Annotated in this window: 17 protein-coding genes; 13 read left to right on the plus strand and 4 right to left on the minus strand. The window is 64.7% G+C overall.

The window, feature by feature from the left end:
• The first annotated feature begins 123 nt into the window (after positions 1–123).
• Positions 124–606 carry an SsrA-binding protein SmpB gene (gene smpB / locus ABWP89_RS13985; RefSeq protein ID WP_353230032.1) on the plus strand — a complete coding sequence of 161 codons (483 nt, stop codon included), beginning with the start codon at positions 124–126 and terminating at the stop codon, positions 604–606.
• A gap of 135 nt (positions 607–741) precedes the next feature.
• On the opposite strand, the gene ABWP89_RS13990 is transcribed toward smpB, so the two are convergent.
• Both ABWP89_RS13990 and ABWP89_RS13995 read right to left on the minus strand, forming a co-directional pair.
• The gene (locus ABWP89_RS13990; protein ID WP_353230033.1) at positions 742–1,164 is read right to left on the minus strand and encodes a GNAT family N-acetyltransferase; all 423 of its coding nucleotides are present in this window, start codon (positions 1,162–1,164) and stop codon (positions 742–744) included.
• 5 nt (positions 1,165–1,169) lie between these two features.
• Positions 1,170–2,225: a fatty acid desaturase family protein gene (locus tag ABWP89_RS13995; RefSeq protein ID WP_353230089.1), complete on the minus strand. Its 1,056-nt coding sequence runs from the start codon at positions 2,223–2,225 to the stop codon at positions 1,170–1,172.
• 394 nt (positions 2,226–2,619) lie between these two features.
• Here ABWP89_RS13995 and ABWP89_RS14000 point away from each other — a divergent pair, with 394 nt between their 5' ends.
• The 3 genes from ABWP89_RS14000 (at position 2,620) to recA (ending at position 6,940) form a co-directional block, all read left to right on the plus strand.
• Positions 2,620–3,156 (plus strand): DUF2062 domain-containing protein, encoded by a 537-nt coding sequence (locus ABWP89_RS14000; protein ID WP_353230034.1) that lies wholly within the window; start codon positions 2,620–2,622, stop codon positions 3,154–3,156.
• The gene (locus ABWP89_RS14005; protein ID WP_353230035.1) at positions 3,153–5,582 is read left to right on the plus strand and encodes a hybrid sensor histidine kinase/response regulator; all 2,430 of its coding nucleotides are present in this window, start codon (positions 3,153–3,155) and stop codon (positions 5,580–5,582) included. Before ABWP89_RS14000 ends, ABWP89_RS14005 begins: the two co-directional genes overlap by 4 nt.
• Before the next feature lie 287 nt (positions 5,583–5,869).
• A complete protein-coding gene (gene recA, locus ABWP89_RS14010) occupies positions 5,870–6,940 on the plus strand; it encodes a recombinase RecA (RefSeq protein ID WP_353230037.1) in 1,071 nt (356 codons plus the stop codon).
• A 170-nt stretch (positions 6,941–7,110) separates the two neighbouring features.
• Here recA and ABWP89_RS14015 read toward each other — a convergent pair whose 3' ends face one another.
• Positions 7,111–7,569 (minus strand): Lrp/AsnC family transcriptional regulator, encoded by a 459-nt coding sequence (locus ABWP89_RS14015; protein WP_353230038.1) that lies wholly within the window; start codon positions 7,567–7,569, stop codon positions 7,111–7,113.
• A 100-nt stretch (positions 7,570–7,669) separates the two neighbouring features.
• Between ABWP89_RS14015 and ABWP89_RS14020 the strand changes: the two genes are divergently transcribed.
• A complete protein-coding gene (locus ABWP89_RS14020) occupies positions 7,670–8,854 on the plus strand; it encodes an aminotransferase class I/II-fold pyridoxal phosphate-dependent enzyme (RefSeq protein WP_353230039.1) in 1,185 nt (394 codons plus the stop codon).
• A gap of 27 nt (positions 8,855–8,881) precedes the next feature.
• Here ABWP89_RS14020 and ABWP89_RS14025 read toward each other — a convergent pair whose 3' ends face one another.
• A complete protein-coding gene (locus ABWP89_RS14025) occupies positions 8,882–9,061 on the minus strand; it encodes a hypothetical protein (protein WP_353230040.1) in 180 nt (59 codons plus the stop codon).
• A 97-nt stretch (positions 9,062–9,158) separates the two neighbouring features.
• Between ABWP89_RS14025 and ABWP89_RS14030 the strand changes: the two genes are divergently transcribed.
• From ABWP89_RS14030 to ABWP89_RS14065, 8 genes are all read left to right on the plus strand, one after another.
• Positions 9,159–9,536: a DUF3592 domain-containing protein gene (locus tag ABWP89_RS14030; RefSeq protein ID WP_353230042.1), complete on the plus strand. Its 378-nt coding sequence runs from the start codon at positions 9,159–9,161 to the stop codon at positions 9,534–9,536.
• Between the two features lie 122 nt (positions 9,537–9,658).
• On the plus strand, positions 9,659–9,781 hold the full coding sequence (locus ABWP89_RS14035; RefSeq protein ID WP_353230044.1) for a hypothetical protein: 123 nt from the start codon (positions 9,659–9,661) through the stop codon (positions 9,779–9,781).
• Positions 9,782–9,793: 12 nt separating this feature from the next.
• Positions 9,794–10,810: a ribosome small subunit-dependent GTPase A gene (gene rsgA, locus ABWP89_RS14040; RefSeq protein ID WP_353230045.1), complete on the plus strand. Its 1,017-nt coding sequence runs from the start codon at positions 9,794–9,796 to the stop codon at positions 10,808–10,810.
• Between the two features lie 11 nt (positions 10,811–10,821).
• Positions 10,822–10,977, plus strand: coding sequence for a hypothetical protein (locus ABWP89_RS14045; protein WP_353230047.1), 156 nt, complete (start codon positions 10,822–10,824; stop codon positions 10,975–10,977).
• Between the two features lie 76 nt (positions 10,978–11,053).
• The gene (locus tag ABWP89_RS14050) at positions 11,054–11,677 is read left to right on the plus strand and encodes a glutathione S-transferase family protein (RefSeq protein WP_353230048.1); all 624 of its coding nucleotides are present in this window, start codon (positions 11,054–11,056) and stop codon (positions 11,675–11,677) included.
• Positions 11,674–12,504 carry a class I SAM-dependent methyltransferase gene (locus ABWP89_RS14055; RefSeq protein ID WP_353230049.1) on the plus strand — a complete coding sequence of 277 codons (831 nt, stop codon included), beginning with the start codon at positions 11,674–11,676 and terminating at the stop codon, positions 12,502–12,504. Before ABWP89_RS14050 ends, ABWP89_RS14055 begins: the two co-directional genes overlap by 4 nt.
• A gap of 50 nt (positions 12,505–12,554) precedes the next feature.
• Positions 12,555–15,212 (plus strand): alanine--tRNA ligase, encoded by a 2,658-nt coding sequence (alaS, locus tag ABWP89_RS14060; protein ID WP_353230051.1) that lies wholly within the window; start codon positions 12,555–12,557, stop codon positions 15,210–15,212.
• Positions 15,213–15,298: 86 nt separating this feature from the next.
• Entirely contained in the window at positions 15,299–17,353 is a 2,055-nt protein-coding gene (locus ABWP89_RS14065; protein WP_353230052.1) for a S9 family peptidase, read from the plus strand.
• The last annotated feature ends 7 nt before the right edge of the window (positions 17,354–17,360 follow it).

Here is a 17,360-nt window from a genome sequence, read left to right on the forward strand (position 1 = left end):
CGCCCATTCAAGGTATCCTGTGGGCGGATGGGCCGGGGGTGCGGGGCGGTGGGCGGCACTTTTCAAACAGACTCTCATGCACCTTTGCAATTGTGCGCGCATCACCCTACATGCGGCCAAACCATGGCGCGCCCCACTCCTCCCGAATTCGAAAAGACCAAGATCGTCGCCGAAAACCGGCGTGCGCGGTACGAATACTTTATCGACGATGTTTATGAGGCGGGGATCGCGCTGACCGGGACCGAGGTCAAATCGCTGCGGTTTGGCCAGGGGTCGATCGCCGAAAGCTATGCCGAGGTGAAAAACGGCGAAGTCTGGCTGGTGAATTCCAACATTCCCGAATTCAGCCACGGCAACCGGTACAACCACGAACCCAAACGCGTGCGTAAACTGCTGTTGAAAGAGCGCGAGATCGCCAAGTTTCACGGCGCGGTCGAACGCAAGGGCATGACGCTGGTGCCGCTGTCAGTCTATTTCAACAGCCGCGGCCGCGCCAAGGTCGAACTGGCATTGGCCAAGGGCAAAAACGCCGCCGACAAACGCGCCACCAGCAAAGACCGCGACTGGCAGCGCGACAAAGCGCGCATCATGCGCGAACACGGGTGATTGGGGTGGGTTGGAGCAGGCCCGCGTACTGACCCTGCCAGTTTATTGCCACATTATCCAGATCAGCTCAGCCTGAGCGGAGTTTTTTATATTTGAAATATTTAGTCGCTGGAAACAGGCCATCGAACCACCGCGCTACAACCGCTTCATCATGAAATAGCGGTGCTGCCCGGTCGGATAATCATCCAGCGTGCCGAACAGGCTGAACCCAAGCTTTTCGTAAAACCCGCGCGCCTGAAATTCGAACGTATCCAGCCACATGCCGTTGCACCCGGCATCGCGCGCGATCGTTTCGGCCTGCGCCATCAGCTGTCGGCCCAGCCCCTGGCCGCGCGCGTCTTCGGGCACCACCAGCAGTTCGACAAACATCCAGTCAAAACCAATGCGGCCCCACAGCCCGCCGGCGGTCGCGCCATGATCGTGATGCAGCAGGATCGCCACGGGCCGGATGCGCGGATCGCCCGCCTGCGCAATGTTGAATGCTCTTAACGGCGCCAGCACCGCTTCGCGGTCGGCGGTGTCGGGATGATCGGGAATGGTCAGGCGATAGGGTGGCATGGGTTTCACTGCGGACGCGCTGGCCCCTGCGCCCGCGCGGTCGTGCTGGCCCACAAACGCCCCAGCAACCCGCGCAAGGTGGGGTAATTGGCGCGCGCATAGGTCGAATGGGGTCCCATCGCCGCCACGATGCGGCGGTGCGCGGTGGGCAATGCGTGATAGGGCAGGCTGGGCAACAGGTGGTGCAGCGCGTGAAAGCGCAGGCCGACCGGCGCCCACAGCCACGGCAGAAACCCGTCGGGCACATTGGTGCTGTCCAGGAACTGGGCGGTTACTGTCAGCGGATCGCCTTCGTTTTCCCAGCGGTGCGCGACCAATGTGCGCGCCTGGTTCAACAGCGCGACGCCCGCGATGACTGCGCCATAGACCAGCAGCGCGTGCAGCGGCAGCAGACCGGTCACCGTGGCGCCGATAATCGATACCGCCACCACCGATGCGCCCAGTTCCTGCCAGAACCATTGGCGGGCAAATTCACCTTCGGGCGGGCGGCGGCGATAGAGCGGGTTCATCTGCAGCCCGGAAAACCGTTCCAGCACCACCCGACGCAGCGGCGGGATAACCACTGACAGCGGGCCCAGCACGCCAAACCGCACGATCAACCCGATCGGCATGAACACCGCGACGATGAAAAACAGTGGTAGCGACCATGGCTTCATCAGCGCCAGTGGCAGGTATTCGGGGTCTTCGGCGGTGCCATATTTCACGCGGGTGTGGTGCTGGGTATGGATGCCTTCGTACATGAATGAGGGCAGCATCGTCGGCACGCCGACCACGGCGTTCCATACCAACCGGAAACCGGGCAGTGCGGCGTGGTTCAGGTGGGTGATTTCGTGAATGAACAGGGTGGCGCGGTACAGCGCCAGCACCGCTACCAGCCCGCACGCCAGCGCGATCCACGGCGAATGCGCAAAAATCGCGCCGGCCACCATGGCATAGCCCAGCAGCGCCGACCCCAGGGCATCGGGCCAATAGATGCGCGGGTTCGGGCGTTGCAGATCGCGCGTCAGTTCGGCCGCGGTGCGCAGCAGATCACGGTCATCGGCCACGCCAGACAGCACGATGCGCGACGCCGGCGGCGGGGCACTGGCGGTGCCATTCGCGGGCTGACGCGGCAGAATCGTGGCAGGTGGCAAAACAAAATTCTCCGTATGTACGCGGGGATCGGTCCGGCGCGGCGCGTCACGCATTGGGCCTGACACACATTAACGGCGGCAATATGGCGAAGTGGTAGCCAAATTACAGCCGTGGCGAAGGCAAAATCAGCCCGATCGGGCCAAAATTGCGCAAAAGTACCCCCAAGGGCAGGGCGCGTGCGGTGCAGCGATGCGGGCGGTGACCGCGCAACGCACACGCTTTGCCGGTGATTGCACAGCGGGGGGCTGTACCTTTGCCCACCGATTGGCCTAACCGTGTGGGTTCATGAAAGATCGAATCCTTGTCCGGGCCAAAGCCCTCATGCCGAATCGTGACGGCCTGGCGCGTCACCGGCTGTTCGGTCCGATGTTCGCGCCGCTGGTCGCGCGCGGGCAATTGTGGCGGTTTACCCGCCGCACCGTGCCGCGTGGCGTGGCGGTGGGATTGTTTGTCGGCATCTTTGTGATGGTGCCGGGGCTGCAGGTGGTTGGCGCTGTGCTGTTGTGCGTGCCATTGCGCGCCAATATCCCGGTTGCCGCGGCCAGCACTTTTGTGGCGATCCCGCCGACCATCGTGTTCATGATCCTGCCGGCGGCGGCGATGATCGGCAACCGGTTCGGCTATCACGCTGACCTTGCCGCGATCACCGCGATGATCGACCGTGGCGCATCGCGGGCCGAATGGCTGGCGTGGATCGGCAGCGATGCCGCGCCTGCGCTGGGGCTGGGGTTGATCGTGCTGGCGGTGATCATGTCTGTGCTCGGCCATGTGGTGGCGGCGCGGTTGTGGCGCTGGCGCGTCGCGGTGCGGCGTCGGCAACGGCTGCATACCGGGCGTGCGCGGATTTCCGGCCAATGAGCGCTTTGCCCCGCGATGCCGATCCGGTGCGGCACCCGTGGCGCGATGGTGTGCTGATCGGGCTCTTGCTGTGCATCAGCGTGGCGACCGTGGGCCTGGTGGCGCACAGCATGCTGATCGCGGCGGGCTATGGCGGTGGCGTGGTGGTGCTGGGCGCGGTCATGGCCGCCGGGCTGGCGCTGCGGCCGCGGCCGGCGGTGGCCGAACTGGCCGGCCCCGACTGGTCGGTCACCCATGCCGCGCTGGACCATGACAGCGTGGGCGTGGCGATTACCGATCGCGCCGGGCGGCTGGTCTGTGCCAATGCGCGGTTTACCGAATGGTTTGGCACGGCGGCGCCGCCGCGCCTGCCGCTGGGCGCGGCGGACCCGGCCCGCGCGGATGAAGCGGCGCGTGTGGCCTGGCGCGATGGCGCCGCGCATGTCAACGCGGTGACCGCGGCCAGCGGCACGTTTTCACTGTCGGTGCTGCGCGCCGGGCGGGGCGAAGACCACCTGATCTGGCGGCTGGCCCCGGTCGTGCGCGCTGATCCGGTCGCCGATGCCATGGCCGCGATTGGGGGCAAGCCCGGCCGCGCGCTGGGCCGCGAAGGCATTCAGGCCGCAGTGGTCGCGCCCGATGGCCGCATTCTGATCGCCAACCGCGCCTTTGCCGCGCGTGCCACCGGCTCTGACGCCGGCGATCTGGCGGGCAGCGACTTTGTCGGTTATTTTGAGGCGGACGCCCAGCAGGACATCTATTTTGCGCAGGAACACGGCGCCGGGCTGCCGGTGCGGTTTCTGCACGTGCCGATTGCCGATCCCGATGCGGGCGAACCGGTCGACCCGGCCAAAGTGCCCTCGCTGTTCCTGATCATCGACAGCAACGCCGGGGTCGGCGATGCCCGCGCCGGATTGCCACAGATAGAAGCGCTGCTGTCACGGCTGCCACTGGGGCTGGCGATGGTCGATCGCGACGGGCGTTTTGTCTTTGCCAATTCGGCGTTCTTGCGCGTGGCCGGGCATGATGGCCCCACGCCGCCACCCTATCCATCGGATCTGGTGATCGGTGAGGACAAGGGGGCGCTGGCCGATGCAGTGCGGCGCCATACCCAGGGCGCGACCACGTCGGGCGATGTTGCGGTGCGGTTGCACGCCACCCCGGACGAACCGGTGCTGATGGGGCTGGCGGCGGTGCGCGGGCTGGGCGATTGCGCAGTGCTGCTCAGCCTGAAGGATTCGAGCGAGGAAACCCGGCTCAAACACCAGATCGCGCAGGCGTCGAAAATGCAGGCGGTCGGGCAATTGGCGGGCGGTGTTGCGCACGATTTCAACAACGTGCTGACCGCGATCATCGGCTATTGCGATCTGATGCTGATGCGCCACACCCCGGGTGACAGCGATTATGACGACATCCAGCAGGTCAAAGCCAATTCCAACCGTGCCGCCAGCCTGACCCGGCAATTGCTGGCCTTTTCGCGCCAGCAGACCTTGCGCCCGCAAGTGCTGCAATTGCCCGACGTGGTGGCAGAGGTTTCCACGTTGCTGAAACGTCTGATCGGCGAACGCATCACGCTGGAGGTGACGCATGATCGCGGGCTGGGCGCGGTGCGTGCCGATCCGGTGCAATTGGAACAGGTGCTGCTGAATCTGGCGGTCAACGCGCGCGATGCGATGGCCGACAGCAAAGTGCCCGGCGTGCTGAAACTGATCACCCGCCGCGTGACCGCCGACCAGGTGCGCGCGATGAAGAACGATGTCCTGCCGATCGGCGATTACACCGCGCTGATTGTGGAGGACACCGGCCACGGCATCCGGCCGGCGCAGATCGACAAGATCTTTGAACCGTTTTTCACCACCAAGGACCGCGGCAAGGGCACCGGCCTGGGCCTGTCGACGGTCTATGGCATCGTCAAACAATCGGGCGGGTTCATTTTCGTCACCAGCGAACCCGGGCAGTGGACCCGCTTTACCATTTACCTGCCGGTCCATGTCTCCAACGCGGCCGAACTGGCCGAGGCGGCGCGCGCGCAGTTGCCAGAGCCGCGCCGGCAGAAATGGACCCACGGCGGGCGCGTGCTGCTGGTGGAAGATGAAGACACCGTGCGCGCCGTCGCCGAACGCGCGCTGGTGCGGCAGGGGTTTGAAGTGGTGACCGCGTCCGATGGCGAAGAAGGGCTGGAAACGCTGGTCCGCACCTATGAAGCGGGCGGCAAGTTCGACATGATCGTGTCCGACGTGGTCATGCCGACGATGGATGGCCCGGCCATGGCCCGCGAAATCCGCGCGCGCCGCCCCGAATTGCCGTTCCTGTTCATGTCGGGTTATGCGGAGGAAACGCTGCGGCGCGAAATCAACATTCCCAACATGCATTTCCTGCCAAAACCGTTTTCGGTGCAACAGATCGTGACTGCGGTCGAAGACGTGCTGCGCGGCGTGGCGACATAGGATCACCGATTCGCGTGCCATGGGGGTGACCGGGCCGCATCCGGCGCATGGCAACGCTGCGTTGTGCAGGGCCAAAGCCCTGTTGCGGCTGCAACCTGCCGTCCAACCGCGTTGGCTGGATCTGCGGCGTGGCCATAAAAAGGCCATTGCTGCTAAGTGCTTGCGATCATTTGCCGCGAATTTGGCGAAAAATATTTGTTCCCCTCTTGTTCTAACGGAACGAAGCGGGTACAAAGCTGGTGTTGACGGTCCTAGTCGGCCAACTCTAGCAAGGGAAGTGCAAAGCCATGGCGGCCCAGCTCAAGCTCATTCAGGAAGGCAAAGACAAAACAATGGACCGGCAGAAGGCGCTCGATGCAGCGCTCGCCCAGATCGACCGGGCATTCGGCAAGGGCTCGGTGATGAAACTGGGCCAAAAGGAAACCATGCAGATCGAGGCGGTGTCCACCGGCTCGCTCGGGCTGGATATCGCGCTGGGCATCGGCGGTGTGCCGCGCGGGCGTATCGTCGAAATCTATGGCCCGGAAAGCTCGGGCAAAACCACGCTGGCGCTGCATTGCATTGCCGAGGCGCAGAAGATTGGCGGCACCGCCGCGTTCGTCGATGCCGAACACGCGCTTGACCCGGCCTATGCCAAAAAGCTGGGCGTCGATATCGACAACCTGATCGTGTCGCAGCCTGATACCGGTGAACAGGCGTTGGAAATCGTCGACACGCTGGTGCGGTCGAACGCGGTCGATGTGCTGGTGGTCGATTCGGTCGCCGCGCTGGTGCCACGCGCCGAAATCGAGGGCGAAATGGGCGACAGCCATGTCGGCCTGCAGGCGCGTTTGATGTCGCAGGCGCTGCGCAAGCTGACCGGCTCGATCAGCCGTTCGCGCTGCACGGTGATCTTTATCAACCAAGTGCGCATGAAAATCGGGGTGATGTATGGCAACCCCGAAACCACCACCGGCGGCAACGCGCTGAAATTCTACGCCTCGGTCCGGCTCGACATCCGTCGCATCGGCCAGATCAAGGATCGCGAAGAAATCGTCGGCAACACCACCCGCGTCAAAGTGGTCAAGAACAAGGTGGCCCCGCCGTTCAAACAGGTCGAATTCGACATCATGTATGGCGAAGGCATTTCCAAGATCGGTGAAATCCTCGATCTGGGGGTCAAGGCCGGCATTGTCGAAAAGTCCGGTTCGTGGTTCAGCTATGATTCGACGCGGATCGGCCAGGGCCGTGAAAACGCCAAGACCTTCCTGCGCAACAATCCCGAAATGTCCGACCGCCTCGAAGCTGCGATCCGCAGCCGCACCGATGTGGTCGCTGAAGGCATGATGGCCGGTCCGGACGCGGACGACGATTCATGACCTTCGGGCGGTGATCCCTCCCGATCTGCGGCGCTGACCCGGGACAATTGTCCCGGACCCATCGCCAATCACCGCCAGTCCAAAGACCGGCGCGTTCCCCGGAAGGAACGCGCCGGTTTCTTTTTGCTCAAGAGTGCGTGCCGATACAGTTCAGGTATTGCGCATCGCCATCACACTGCACTGTGCATGGTCGCGCGTTTTACGCAGCGCATTTCCACCATCGTTTCCACCCGTTGCACCGGCGAACCGCTGAACAACCGGTCCGACATCGCTTCATATTCCGCCATGCTGGCAACGCAGATCGTTGCCAGATAGTCCGCCGGCCCGGTCACATAGTGGCACGACAGCACTTCTGGAGCGGTGGCGACGATCGCCCGGAACGCACGGTGCGCCTCTGCCGCATCGCGGTCGAGCGTGACCAGCACATGCAGGGTGATGTTCAGGCCGATCTTGCCCGGATCGACAATCGCGACATCCGCCACGATCACACCTGCCTTGCGCAGCGCGGCCAGACGGCGGCGGCAGGATGACGGTGACAGGCCGACACGCGCACCCAGCGCCTCATGGGTGATCTGGTTGTCGCGCTGCACAACCTGCAGAATCGCGTGATCAAGCGCGTCGAGCAACAAATGAGACCTCCCCGGCGGATTTCGCCGCATCCCTGCCGGAAATAGGCGCCAAACGCCAGCCAGGGTTGTTAAACCGGCCGGACACAACCCGGAGATTCCCATGCTGCGCAACGAACTTGGCCTGTCGACCCTTGCCGCCTGGGGCGGCGAACAGCAGCCCCATGGTTATGGCGCAGCGCAAGTGCCGATCGTGCAGAGCGCGCCCTTTGCCTATCCCGATGTTGCCAGTTGGCGCGCCGTGATCGACGGTGATGCCAAGGGCGATATCTATAGCCGCAACACCAATCCAACCGTCGCGGTGTTTGAGGAAAAGTGCCGCCTGATGGAAGGTGGTGAGTCCGCGATCGCCTTTGCCAGCGGCATGGCAGCAATTTCCAACACCCTGTTTGCCGTGCTGCGTGCCGGTGATCACGTGGTGTCGATCAAGGATGCCTATGGCGCGACCAGCCGCATCTTTATGGAATTGCTGGAACCGATGGGTGTGACCGTCACGCTGGTGTCAACCGACGATGCCGATGCGCTTGAGGCTGCGGTGCGCGCGGGGTGCCGCCTGGTCTATGTTGAAACTCCGACCAATCCCACGCTGAAGGTGATCGATCTGCATCGCATGGCCGCCGCCGCGCGGTCGGTCGGCGCGCTTTTGATGGTGGACAACACCTTTGCTTCGCCGATCAACACGCGGCCGATCGCGCTGGGGGCCGATCTGGTCGTGCACAGCGCCACCAAATTCCTGGGCGGGCACGACGATGCGATTGGCGGCGTGCTGGTCGGGCGGCGCGATCTGGTCGATACCGTCTATCGCTATCGTGAAATCACCGGTGCGGCGCTGGCTCCGTTTGCGGCCTATTTGCTGTTGCGGGGCATGAAAACACTGGCGCTGCGGGTGGAACGCCAGAATGCGACCGCGCTGGCTGTGGCACAGCATCTGGAACGCGATCCGCGCGTGGCGGCGGTGTTCTATCCGGGTCTTGCCAGCCACCCGTCGCATCACGTGGCGGCCAAACAGATGAGCGGATTTGGCGGGGTGCTCAGCTTTGAAATGGTTGGCGGTGAGGCCGCGGCGATACGCCTGCTGGACGCGCTCAAACTGGTTCACCGCGCCGCCAGCCTTGGTTCGGTCAATACGCTGGCTGGTCTGCCGGGCATGACCAGCCATGTCGAGGTGACACCGCAGGACCGCGCCGCGCTTGGCATACCAGAAGCGCTGATCCGCTATTCCTGCGGGATTGAGGATGCCACCGACCTGATCGACGATCTTGATCGCGCGCTGGCATCGCTGGATTGATCCTACCGGTTGCCGATGAGCCGGGCGTCAGCGCAATTTGTTGATGCCCAGCTGATCGGCCTTGGCGCGCTCCTTTACCGATTCCTCGCTGCGGGTCAGCGCCTTGGCGATGGCCTTCAGCGCCATGCCCTTTTTGGCCAGGGTATGCAGCTTCTGGATTTCATCGGGGGTCCAGGCCTGGCGATGGCGTTCAAACGGTTTGGTCATAGGGCATTGGCCTAGCGGATGGGTCGTCGCTTATCCAGTGCCACCATCGGTGCGGTTCTCTCACCAATTCGCAACCATGCGCTGGTATCGCCGTGGCATGAGGCAGGCGATGGGCTGGATTGGCGTGGCGCTGGTGCTGTTTGCGCTGTGGGTTACCGCGCGGCGCGACTGGGTGCGGCTGACCCGTGCCAGCGTTCGCGTGCCGGCAAAGGTCGTTGGGCACAGCACCAGTTGGGACGATGGCCAGCGCGCCTATGCCGCACGGCTGGTGTTCGATCTGGATGGCCAGTCGATCGAAGTGGTCGATCAAGTGTTCAGCAGTCGGCCCAACCCGCCGATCGGTGCCGAATTATGGCTGAATTACCCGATCGGGCGGCCCGATCTGGCGCGTATACCGCGCCCCGTAACCTGGCTGTTGGTCTATGCCGCGCTGCTGACGATGCTGGTTTTGCTGGGCATGGTGCTGTGGGCGTGATTGCCCGGCGCGCGATCAGCGCTTGTCAGCCGCACCGGTTTATGACCAAGGGGTCGCACCCGCGCCGGTGTCATTCCGATTGGGCACGCGCAACCGCTGAAAATCAGCAGACAGGATACCCCATGCCCAATATCCGTTCGGTCAACCGTCGCCACAAGCGCGCCATCGTTTCCAATCTGGCCCGTGCCAAGGCCGCCGAACGCGCCGCACTCGCCCCCGTTGAGCCGGTCAAGGCGCCGGAATAACGCGCATTGCCCGTGGACACGATCGACCCCGCGCTTGCCGAACTGGGCTGGAAACCGTTTTTCAGCGCCCAGGTTTCGGCGGACGAGGGGCATACGTGCCTGCCGGTGCGGGTCATGACGGTGCATCGCGGCATGATCGCGGTCGCCGGCGCCGGGCTGGAATGCACGATCCCGTCGCATCTGCCCGCGTCCACTGGTGAAGAGGACCGCCCGACGGTCGGCGACTGGCTGCTGATCAGCCGCGACGCCCGCACACCTGTGCGCATCCTCACCCGCGCCAGCCTCTTCAAACGCCGCGCGCCCGGTGGTGACCATCGGTTGCAACTGGTGGCGGCGAATGTCGATACGCTGTTCGTGGTCGCGTCGTGCAACCAGGATTTCAACATTCCCCGGCTCGAACGTTATCTGGTGCTGGCGCGCGAGGTTGGCGTCACGCCGGTCGTGGTGCTGACCAAGATCGACCGCGCCGATGATCCGGAACACTATGCCGATCAGGCGCGCGCGCTGCAGCCGGGGTTGCAGGTTGAACTGGTCAACGCAAAAGACCCCGCCAGCGTGGCGCGGCTGGCCGCTTTGTGCGGACCCGGTGAAACGGTCGCGTTGCTGGGATCATCGGGCGTTGGCAAATCGACCATGGTCAACACCATGCGCGGGACCGACACCATCGCCACGCAGGCAGTGCGCGAACACGATGGCAAAGGCCGCCACACCACCACCGCACGCGAAATGCATAGGCTGGCGCGCGGCGGCTGGTTGATGGACACGCCGGGGATGCGTGAATTTCAGATTGTCGACGCTGCCGAAGGGCTGGCCGAAGTGTTTGACGATGTCGTCGCGCTGGCATTGGACTGCCGTTTCACCAATTGCAGCCATGAAACCGAGCCGGGGTGCGCGATCCGCGCGGCAATGGTACAAGGCACACTCACGCCCGAACGCCTCGCCCGCTGGCGCAAGCTGACGGCGGAAGACGACAGCAACACCGGCAGCCTGGCGCAGCGCTATGCGCGCAGCCGCAAGGCGCCGAAATAAGGACCCGCACCATGGCTGATCTCTATCTGAAAGCACTGGAGGCCGAACGCAAAAGTCTGTGGGCCGCCTGCCGCCTGAAAGGCCTGCCCAAAGGTACGCCCGAACGCATGCGGATCGACGAACTGGATGAACTGCTGGCCGCGCACAAGGCGAAGAAGGCCGGATAACGCGCTGGCCCACTTGACCACGCCGCCCGGTCGGGCTCTGTTGCGCGCCAACAGCGCATCGCGGGAGAGCAAGGTTATGGGTATCGTCGTCCACCATCTGAACAACAGCCGGTCGCAACGCGTGCTGTGGCTGTTGGAAGAGCTGGGTGTGCCGTATGAAATCGCACACTACCAGCGCGATGCGGTGACCAATCTGGCGCCACCCGAATTGAAGGCGGTGCACCCGCTGGGCAAATCGCCGCTGCTGGAAATCGATGGGCGCATGATCGAGGAATCGGGCGCGATCGTGCAAGTGCTGTGCGAACGCTATGGCGCGGATAGCTGGCTGCCGGCGCCGGGCAGCGATGATGCGCTGCGCCACCTGGAACTGATGCATTTTGCCGAAGGTTCGGCGATGACCCCGATCCTGCTCAACCTGTATGTTTCGCGGTTGGGGGAGGGCGGGGCACCGCTGCAGCCGCGCATCGATGAACAGCTGGCGGCGCATTTCGGCTACCTCGAATCGATCCTGCGCCCGTCGGGGCATTTTATCGGCGATGGCTGGACCGGCGCCGATGTCATGCTCAGCTTTCCGGCGGAAATTGCGGCGATGCAGGCGGCAGCGACGTATCCCAAATTGGCGGCCTTTGCCGCCGCCGTTCATGCTCGCCCGGCGTGGCAGCGCGCCCGCGAAAAGAGCGGGGTCTATTTCGGGTCATGACCGGCGGGGCGGAATGGCAGGGCCGCGTCGGGCGCGCCTGGGCGGATGAATGGCGGCGCACCGATCGCAGCTTTGCCGCGTTTACGCCGCATCTGCTGGCGGCGATCGCGGCACAGGCTGGCACCCGCGTGCTCGATATCGGCTGTGGCGCCGGTGATTTGAGCCTGGGTGTGGCCCGCGCGCGGCCCAACGCCCAGGTGACCGGCATCGATATCTCCAGCGATCTGATCGCCGCTGCCAGCCAGCGTGCGGCCGAAACCGGCGCGCGCCATGTGCGCTTTCGCCACGCCGATGCGGCGGAATATCGCGATGCCGATGGCGCGCCCGATCTGCTGGTCAGCCGCCACGGCGTGATGTTCTTTGCCGATCCGCCCGCGGTGTTCCGCCATCTGGCCGCGCAATCGGCACAGGGTGCGCACATGGTGTTCAGCTGTTTTCGCGGGCGCCAGCACAATCCGTGGGCCAATCTGTTTGATGGCGTGCTGCCGGCGGCAATTGCCGCGCCGGCTGATCCCCTGGGGCCGGGTCCTTTTGCCTTTGCCGATCCCGATCATGCACAGCGCTGTCTGGCAGGATGGGCCAACCTGACGTTCACGCCGGTGGATTTCACCTACGTGGCGGGCGCGGGCGATGATCCGGTGGCCGATGCGATCGGCTTTTTTGCACGGATCGGCCCGGCAGCGGCGCGCCTGGCCACAGTGGCGGGGGATGACCGGGCGCAGCTGCTGGCCGCGATGGCGGGCGTGCTGGAAACGCACCTCCACCACGGTCAGATCGCATTGCCGGCGTCGGCGTGGATCGTGACCGCGCAATCCGATCACGCATAACGCTGAAACCCGCTTGTTCCTGCGCGCCTGCTCGCCTAATCGACCATGCCATGACATCAACGAACGAAATCCGCCGGTCCTTTCTCGACTACTTTGGCGCACAGGGCCACGACATCGTGCCGTCGGCGCCGCTGGTGCCGTACAACGACCCCACGCTGATGTTCACCAATGCGGGCATGGTCCCGTTCAAGAACGTGTTTACGGGGCTGGAAACGCGGGCCACGCCGCGCGCCACGTCATCGCAGAAATGCGTGCGCGCCGGGGGCAAGCACAACGATCTGGACAATGTCGGCTATACCGCGCGGCACCACACGTTCTTTGAAATGCTGGGCAATTTTTCGTTCGGCGATTATTTCAAGGAACAGGCGATCACCCATGCGTGGACGCTGCTGACGCGGGAATGGGGCCTGCCCAAGGACAAGCTGCTGGTCACGGTCTATCACACCGATGATGAGGCGCACGCGCTGTGGCAGAAAATCGCCGGGATCAGCGAAGACCGCATCATCCGCATCGCCACCAAGGACAATTTCTGGGCGATGGGCGATGATGGCCCGTGCGGGCCGTGTTCCGAGATCTTTTACGACCACGGCGACCACATCTGGGGCGGCCCGCCGGGATCGCCCGAAGAAGACGGCGACCGCTTTATCGAGATATGGAATCTCGTGTTCATGCAGTTTGAACAGACGGCGGGCGAAATCACCGGCAGCCTGCCGCGCCCCAGCATCGATACCGGCATGGGGCTGGAACGCATCGCCGCGGTGATGCAGGGCCAGCATGACAATTACGACACCGACACCTTTCGCGCGCTGATCGCCGCCAGCGAAAGCCTGACCGGGGTGAAGGCAGAGGGTGAAAACCGCGCCAGCCACCGCGTGATTGCCGACCATCTGCGGTCGTGCAGTTTCCTGCTGGCGGACGGCGTGCTGCCATCGAACGAAGGGCGCGGCTATGTGCTGCGCCGGATCATGCGCCGCGCCATGCGCCATGCGCATCTGCTGGGTGCTGCGCAACCGCTGGTGCACCGGCTGGTGCCCGCGCTGATCACCGAAATGGGCGCCGCCTATCCCGAACTCGGCCGCGCCCGCGCGCTGATCGAAGAAGTGCTGGAGCGCGAAGAAACACGGTTCCGCCAGACCCTGGCCAACGGCATCCGCCTGCTCGACGATGCCACCACCGGGCTGACACAGGGCGACAAGCTGCCCGGCGAAACCGCGTTCAAACTGTATGACACGTTTGGTTTCCCCTATGACCTGACCGAGGACGCCCTGCGTGCGCGCGGTATCCATGTCGATCGCGCCGGGTTTGACGCGGCGATGGCGCAGCAAAAGGCTGCCGCGCGCGCCGCGTGGAAGGGCTCGGGGCAATCGGCCGACAGCGAAGTGTGGTTCGACATTGCCGAACGCACCGGCGCCACCGAATTTACCGGTTACACCGCCACCACGGGTGAGGCGCAGGTGGTCGCGCTGGTGCGCGATGGCCGCGAAGTGGACGAAGCCACCACCGGCGATACAGTCACCGTGCTGACCAACCAGACGCCATTCTATGGCGAATCCGGCGGGCAACAGGGCGATGCCGGCACGATTGCGGGCGCTACTGCCGCCGCCGGCCTGGTGATCGCTATCAGCGACACGCAAAAACCGCTGGGCAAACTGCACGCGCATGTGGGCGTGATTGCCAGCGGCACCGTGCGCACCGGCGATGTCGTGCGGCTGGCGATCGACACCACCCGCCGTGATGCGCTGCGTGCCAACCATTCGGCCACGCACCTGTTGCACCAGGCGCTGCGCAACCGGCTGGGCGGGCATGTCACGCAAAAGGGCAGCCTGGTTGCGGCCGAACGCCTGCGCTTTGACTTTTCGCAACCGGTCGCGCTGACGCCCGATGATATCGCGGTGATCGAGGCCGAAGTGAACGCGCAGATCCGCGCCAACACCCCGGTCACCACCCGGCTGATGACCCCCGACGAAGCGATCGAGGCCGGCGCGATGGCGCTGTTTGGCGAAAAGTATGGCGATGAAGTGCGCGTGCTTACGATGGGCACGACCGATGGTGATCACGCCTATTCGCTGGAATTGTGCGGCGGCACCCATGTGCGCGCGCTGGGCGATATCGGCGTGTTTCGCGTGATTTCTGAATCCGCGGTATCATCAGGTATCCGCCGGATCGAGGCGCTGACCGGCGAAGGCGCGCGGACCTGGCTGGTCGGGCGTGACGAAGCGTTGAAGCACACCGCCAGCCTGCTGCGCACCACCCCCGATGAGGTGGAGGCGCGCGTGGCTGCGCTGCTGGACGAACGGCGCAAGCTGGAACGCGAACTGGCCGAGGCGAAAAAGGCTTTGGCGCTGGGCGGCGGCACGTCCGGCGCGGGCACAGCGGATGAAACCGTCAATGGCGTGCAGTTCAGCGGCCAGGTGCTTGACGGGCTTGATCCCAAAGATCTGCGCGGGCTGCTCGATGCGGCCAAACAACGGCTGGGTTCGGGCGTGGCGGCGATTGTCGCGGTCAACGATGGCAAGGCCAGCATTGCCGCCGCGGTCACCGACGACCTGGTTGGCCGGGTCAGCGCGGTCGATCTGGTGCGCGCCGGCGTGGCCGCGCTGGGCGGCAAGGGCGGCGGTGGCCGGCCCGACATGGCGCAGGGCGGCGGGCCCGATGGTGGCAGTGCGGCGGCGGCGATTGCCGCGGTGCGCGCCGTGATCGCCGGCTGAACCCGCCAACCTTTTCGGGCACCCCCCTTGGCGGCACGCGCTACTGCCCGTAACCTGCTTTCATGCAACGAAAAGCGGGGGAAGCGATGCGTACCAGTAAACTGCGTAAATGGGCTGCTGCGGCGGTGGCTGTGGCCTTGCCCGGAATCGCGCTGGCAGGCGCCGGGGCGCCAGCGGCACGCCACGCGGTTACCCCCGATGATCTGATGGCGCTGGTCAGCGTGCATGGCCTGGCCTGTTCGGCCGATGGGCGCACCGCGGCCTGGGTGACCACCACCAGCGATCTGAAGGCCGACAAGCGCCGGTCACGCATCTGGCTGGCCGATCTTGCGGTTGGCGCGCCGCGCGCGATCACCGCTGCCGAAAGCGACGCCGGCAGCCCGCAGTTCAGCCCGGACGGGCGCAGCATCGCCTTTACCGCCACGCGCGGCAAGGATGAGCATGATCAGATCTGGCTGCTCGACCGGCAGGGGGGTGAGGCTGAACGCCTGACCGCGCTGGAGGGTGACATTTCGGCTTTTCGTTTTTCGCCCGATGGCAAACGGCTGGTGATTGCAATGACCGATGCGGCGCCCAAACCGCCGGCGGATGATCCCAAACGCCCGCTGCCGCTGGTGATCGATGATGTGCAGATCAAACAGGATACGGTCGGGTTTCTGACCGCGACCAGCCATGATCACTTGTGGCTGTTCGACATGACCACGCGCAAGCTCAGCCGCCTGACCGCGCCGGGGCCGTGGGACGAAAGCGCAATGGAATGGTCGCCCGATGGCCGCGAAATCGCGTTTGTGGCCAGCCACCGCACCGATCCCGCCGCGCCTGATACAGCTTGGCTGGAGGTCGTGGCAGCAGTTCCCGATGCCCAGACCTCCAATGTGCAACCGCGCGTGGTCGCGCGTTTCGGCAGCACCAGCGGGCAGGCGCTGGTGTGGTCGGCCGATGGCAGGCGGATTGTCCATACGGTCGGGCTGTCGACGCCAAAGACCAGCGATTACAGCCAGCCTTTGCTGTCCGAAACCGATCTGGCCACTGGTATCACGCGGTCGTTGCCGGCGGCGGTGGACAAGGAAATCGCCAATCCGGTACCCCTAGGCAAAGGGCTGGTCGGCGGCCTGCTGAGCGAGGATCGCCGGGAATTCGCGGTCACGATCGACCCCGCAACTGGTGCTTTTCAGCGGCTGAACACCCCGGTCGTGGCCATCGCTGACCAATGCGCAGCCACTGACGGCGGCAAGGGCCCGCGCGCGGTCATCGCCAGCGCCGATGGCAGCCCGAGCGAGGTCCACGTGCTGAACGGTGGCAAGCTGACGCGCCTGTCGGCGCACAACGTGGCAGTGTCCGACGCCGTGGCGTGGAGCGTGCCAGAAGATTTCAGCGCGCGCGCCAGCGATGGCAATGATGTGCACGGCATGCTGTTTCGCCCGGCCGGGTATCAGCCGGGCAAGCGCTATCCCACGGTGCTGTGGATTCACGGTGGCCCGACCGGGCAGGATGCGCACGATCTGGAACCGGGTGCCGAAAATTCGCTGCGGCAGATGCTGGCGGCGCAGGGCTATGCCGTGCTGGCGGTCAATTACCGCGGCAGTTCGGGGCGCGGGCAGGACTATTCCGCCACCATCGCCGCGGATTGGGGCAACAAAGAGGTGAAGGATCTGGATGCCGCTGTCGATTGGGCGGTGTCCAGTGGCATCGCCGATCCCGACCGGCTGATGGTTGGCGGGTGGAGCTATGGCGGCATCCTGACCGATTTTCTGATCGTGCGCGAACCCCGGTTCAAGGCGGCGATGAGCGGTGCGGGCGAAGGCAACATCCTGGCGTTGTTCGGCGTCGACCAGTATGTGCACCAGTACTGGCAGGAAATCGGCCTGCCGTGGCAAAACCCGGATCTGTGGCTGAAACTGTCTGAACCGCTGCTCCATGCCGACCGGGTCCGCACGCCAACGTTGTTCATGGGCGGCATGGCCGATGACAATGTGCCGTTGGTCGGTGGGCAGCAGATGTACCAGGCGCTGCGGCTGACCGGGGTGCCGACCCGGCTGGTGGCCTATCCGGGCGCCTTCCACGGCATCCACCGGCCCAGTTTCATGCGCGACCGGATGGATCGCATCATCGCGTGGTTTGCCGGCCATCAGCCCAAATGAGCCACCA

Source organism: Novosphingobium sp., from assembly GCF_040398825.1.
Lineage (GTDB): Bacteria > Pseudomonadota > Alphaproteobacteria > Sphingomonadales > Sphingomonadaceae > Novosphingobium.

Coding starts and splice junctions, on each gene's coding strand:
- smpB (WP_353230032.1), top strand. CDS start 124: ATGGCGCGCCCCACTCCTCCCGAATTCGAAAAGACCAAGATCGTCGCC.
- ABWP89_RS13990 (WP_353230033.1), bottom strand. CDS start 1,164: ATGCCACCCTATCGCCTGACCATTCCCGATCATCCCGACACCGCCGAC.
- ABWP89_RS14000 (WP_353230034.1), top strand. CDS start 2,620: ATGCCGAATCGTGACGGCCTGGCGCGTCACCGGCTGTTCGGTCCGATG.
- ABWP89_RS14005 (WP_353230035.1), top strand. CDS start 3,153: ATGAGCGCTTTGCCCCGCGATGCCGATCCGGTGCGGCACCCGTGGCGC.
- recA (WP_353230037.1), top strand. CDS start 5,870: ATGGCGGCCCAGCTCAAGCTCATTCAGGAAGGCAAAGACAAAACAATG.
- ABWP89_RS14020 (WP_353230039.1), top strand. CDS start 7,670: ATGCTGCGCAACGAACTTGGCCTGTCGACCCTTGCCGCCTGGGGCGGC.
- ABWP89_RS14025 (WP_353230040.1), bottom strand. CDS start 9,061: ATGACCAAACCGTTTGAACGCCATCGCCAGGCCTGGACCCCCGATGAA.
- ABWP89_RS14030 (WP_353230042.1), top strand. CDS start 9,159: ATGAGGCAGGCGATGGGCTGGATTGGCGTGGCGCTGGTGCTGTTTGCG.
- ABWP89_RS14035 (WP_353230044.1), top strand. CDS start 9,659: ATGCCCAATATCCGTTCGGTCAACCGTCGCCACAAGCGCGCCATCGTT.
- ABWP89_RS14045 (WP_353230047.1), top strand. CDS start 10,822: ATGGCTGATCTCTATCTGAAAGCACTGGAGGCCGAACGCAAAAGTCTG.
- ABWP89_RS14050 (WP_353230048.1), top strand. CDS start 11,054: ATGGGTATCGTCGTCCACCATCTGAACAACAGCCGGTCGCAACGCGTG.
- ABWP89_RS14055 (WP_353230049.1), top strand. CDS start 11,674: ATGACCGGCGGGGCGGAATGGCAGGGCCGCGTCGGGCGCGCCTGGGCG.
- alaS (WP_353230051.1), top strand. CDS start 12,555: ATGACATCAACGAACGAAATCCGCCGGTCCTTTCTCGACTACTTTGGC.
- ABWP89_RS14065 (WP_353230052.1), top strand. CDS start 15,299: ATGCGTACCAGTAAACTGCGTAAATGGGCTGCTGCGGCGGTGGCTGTG.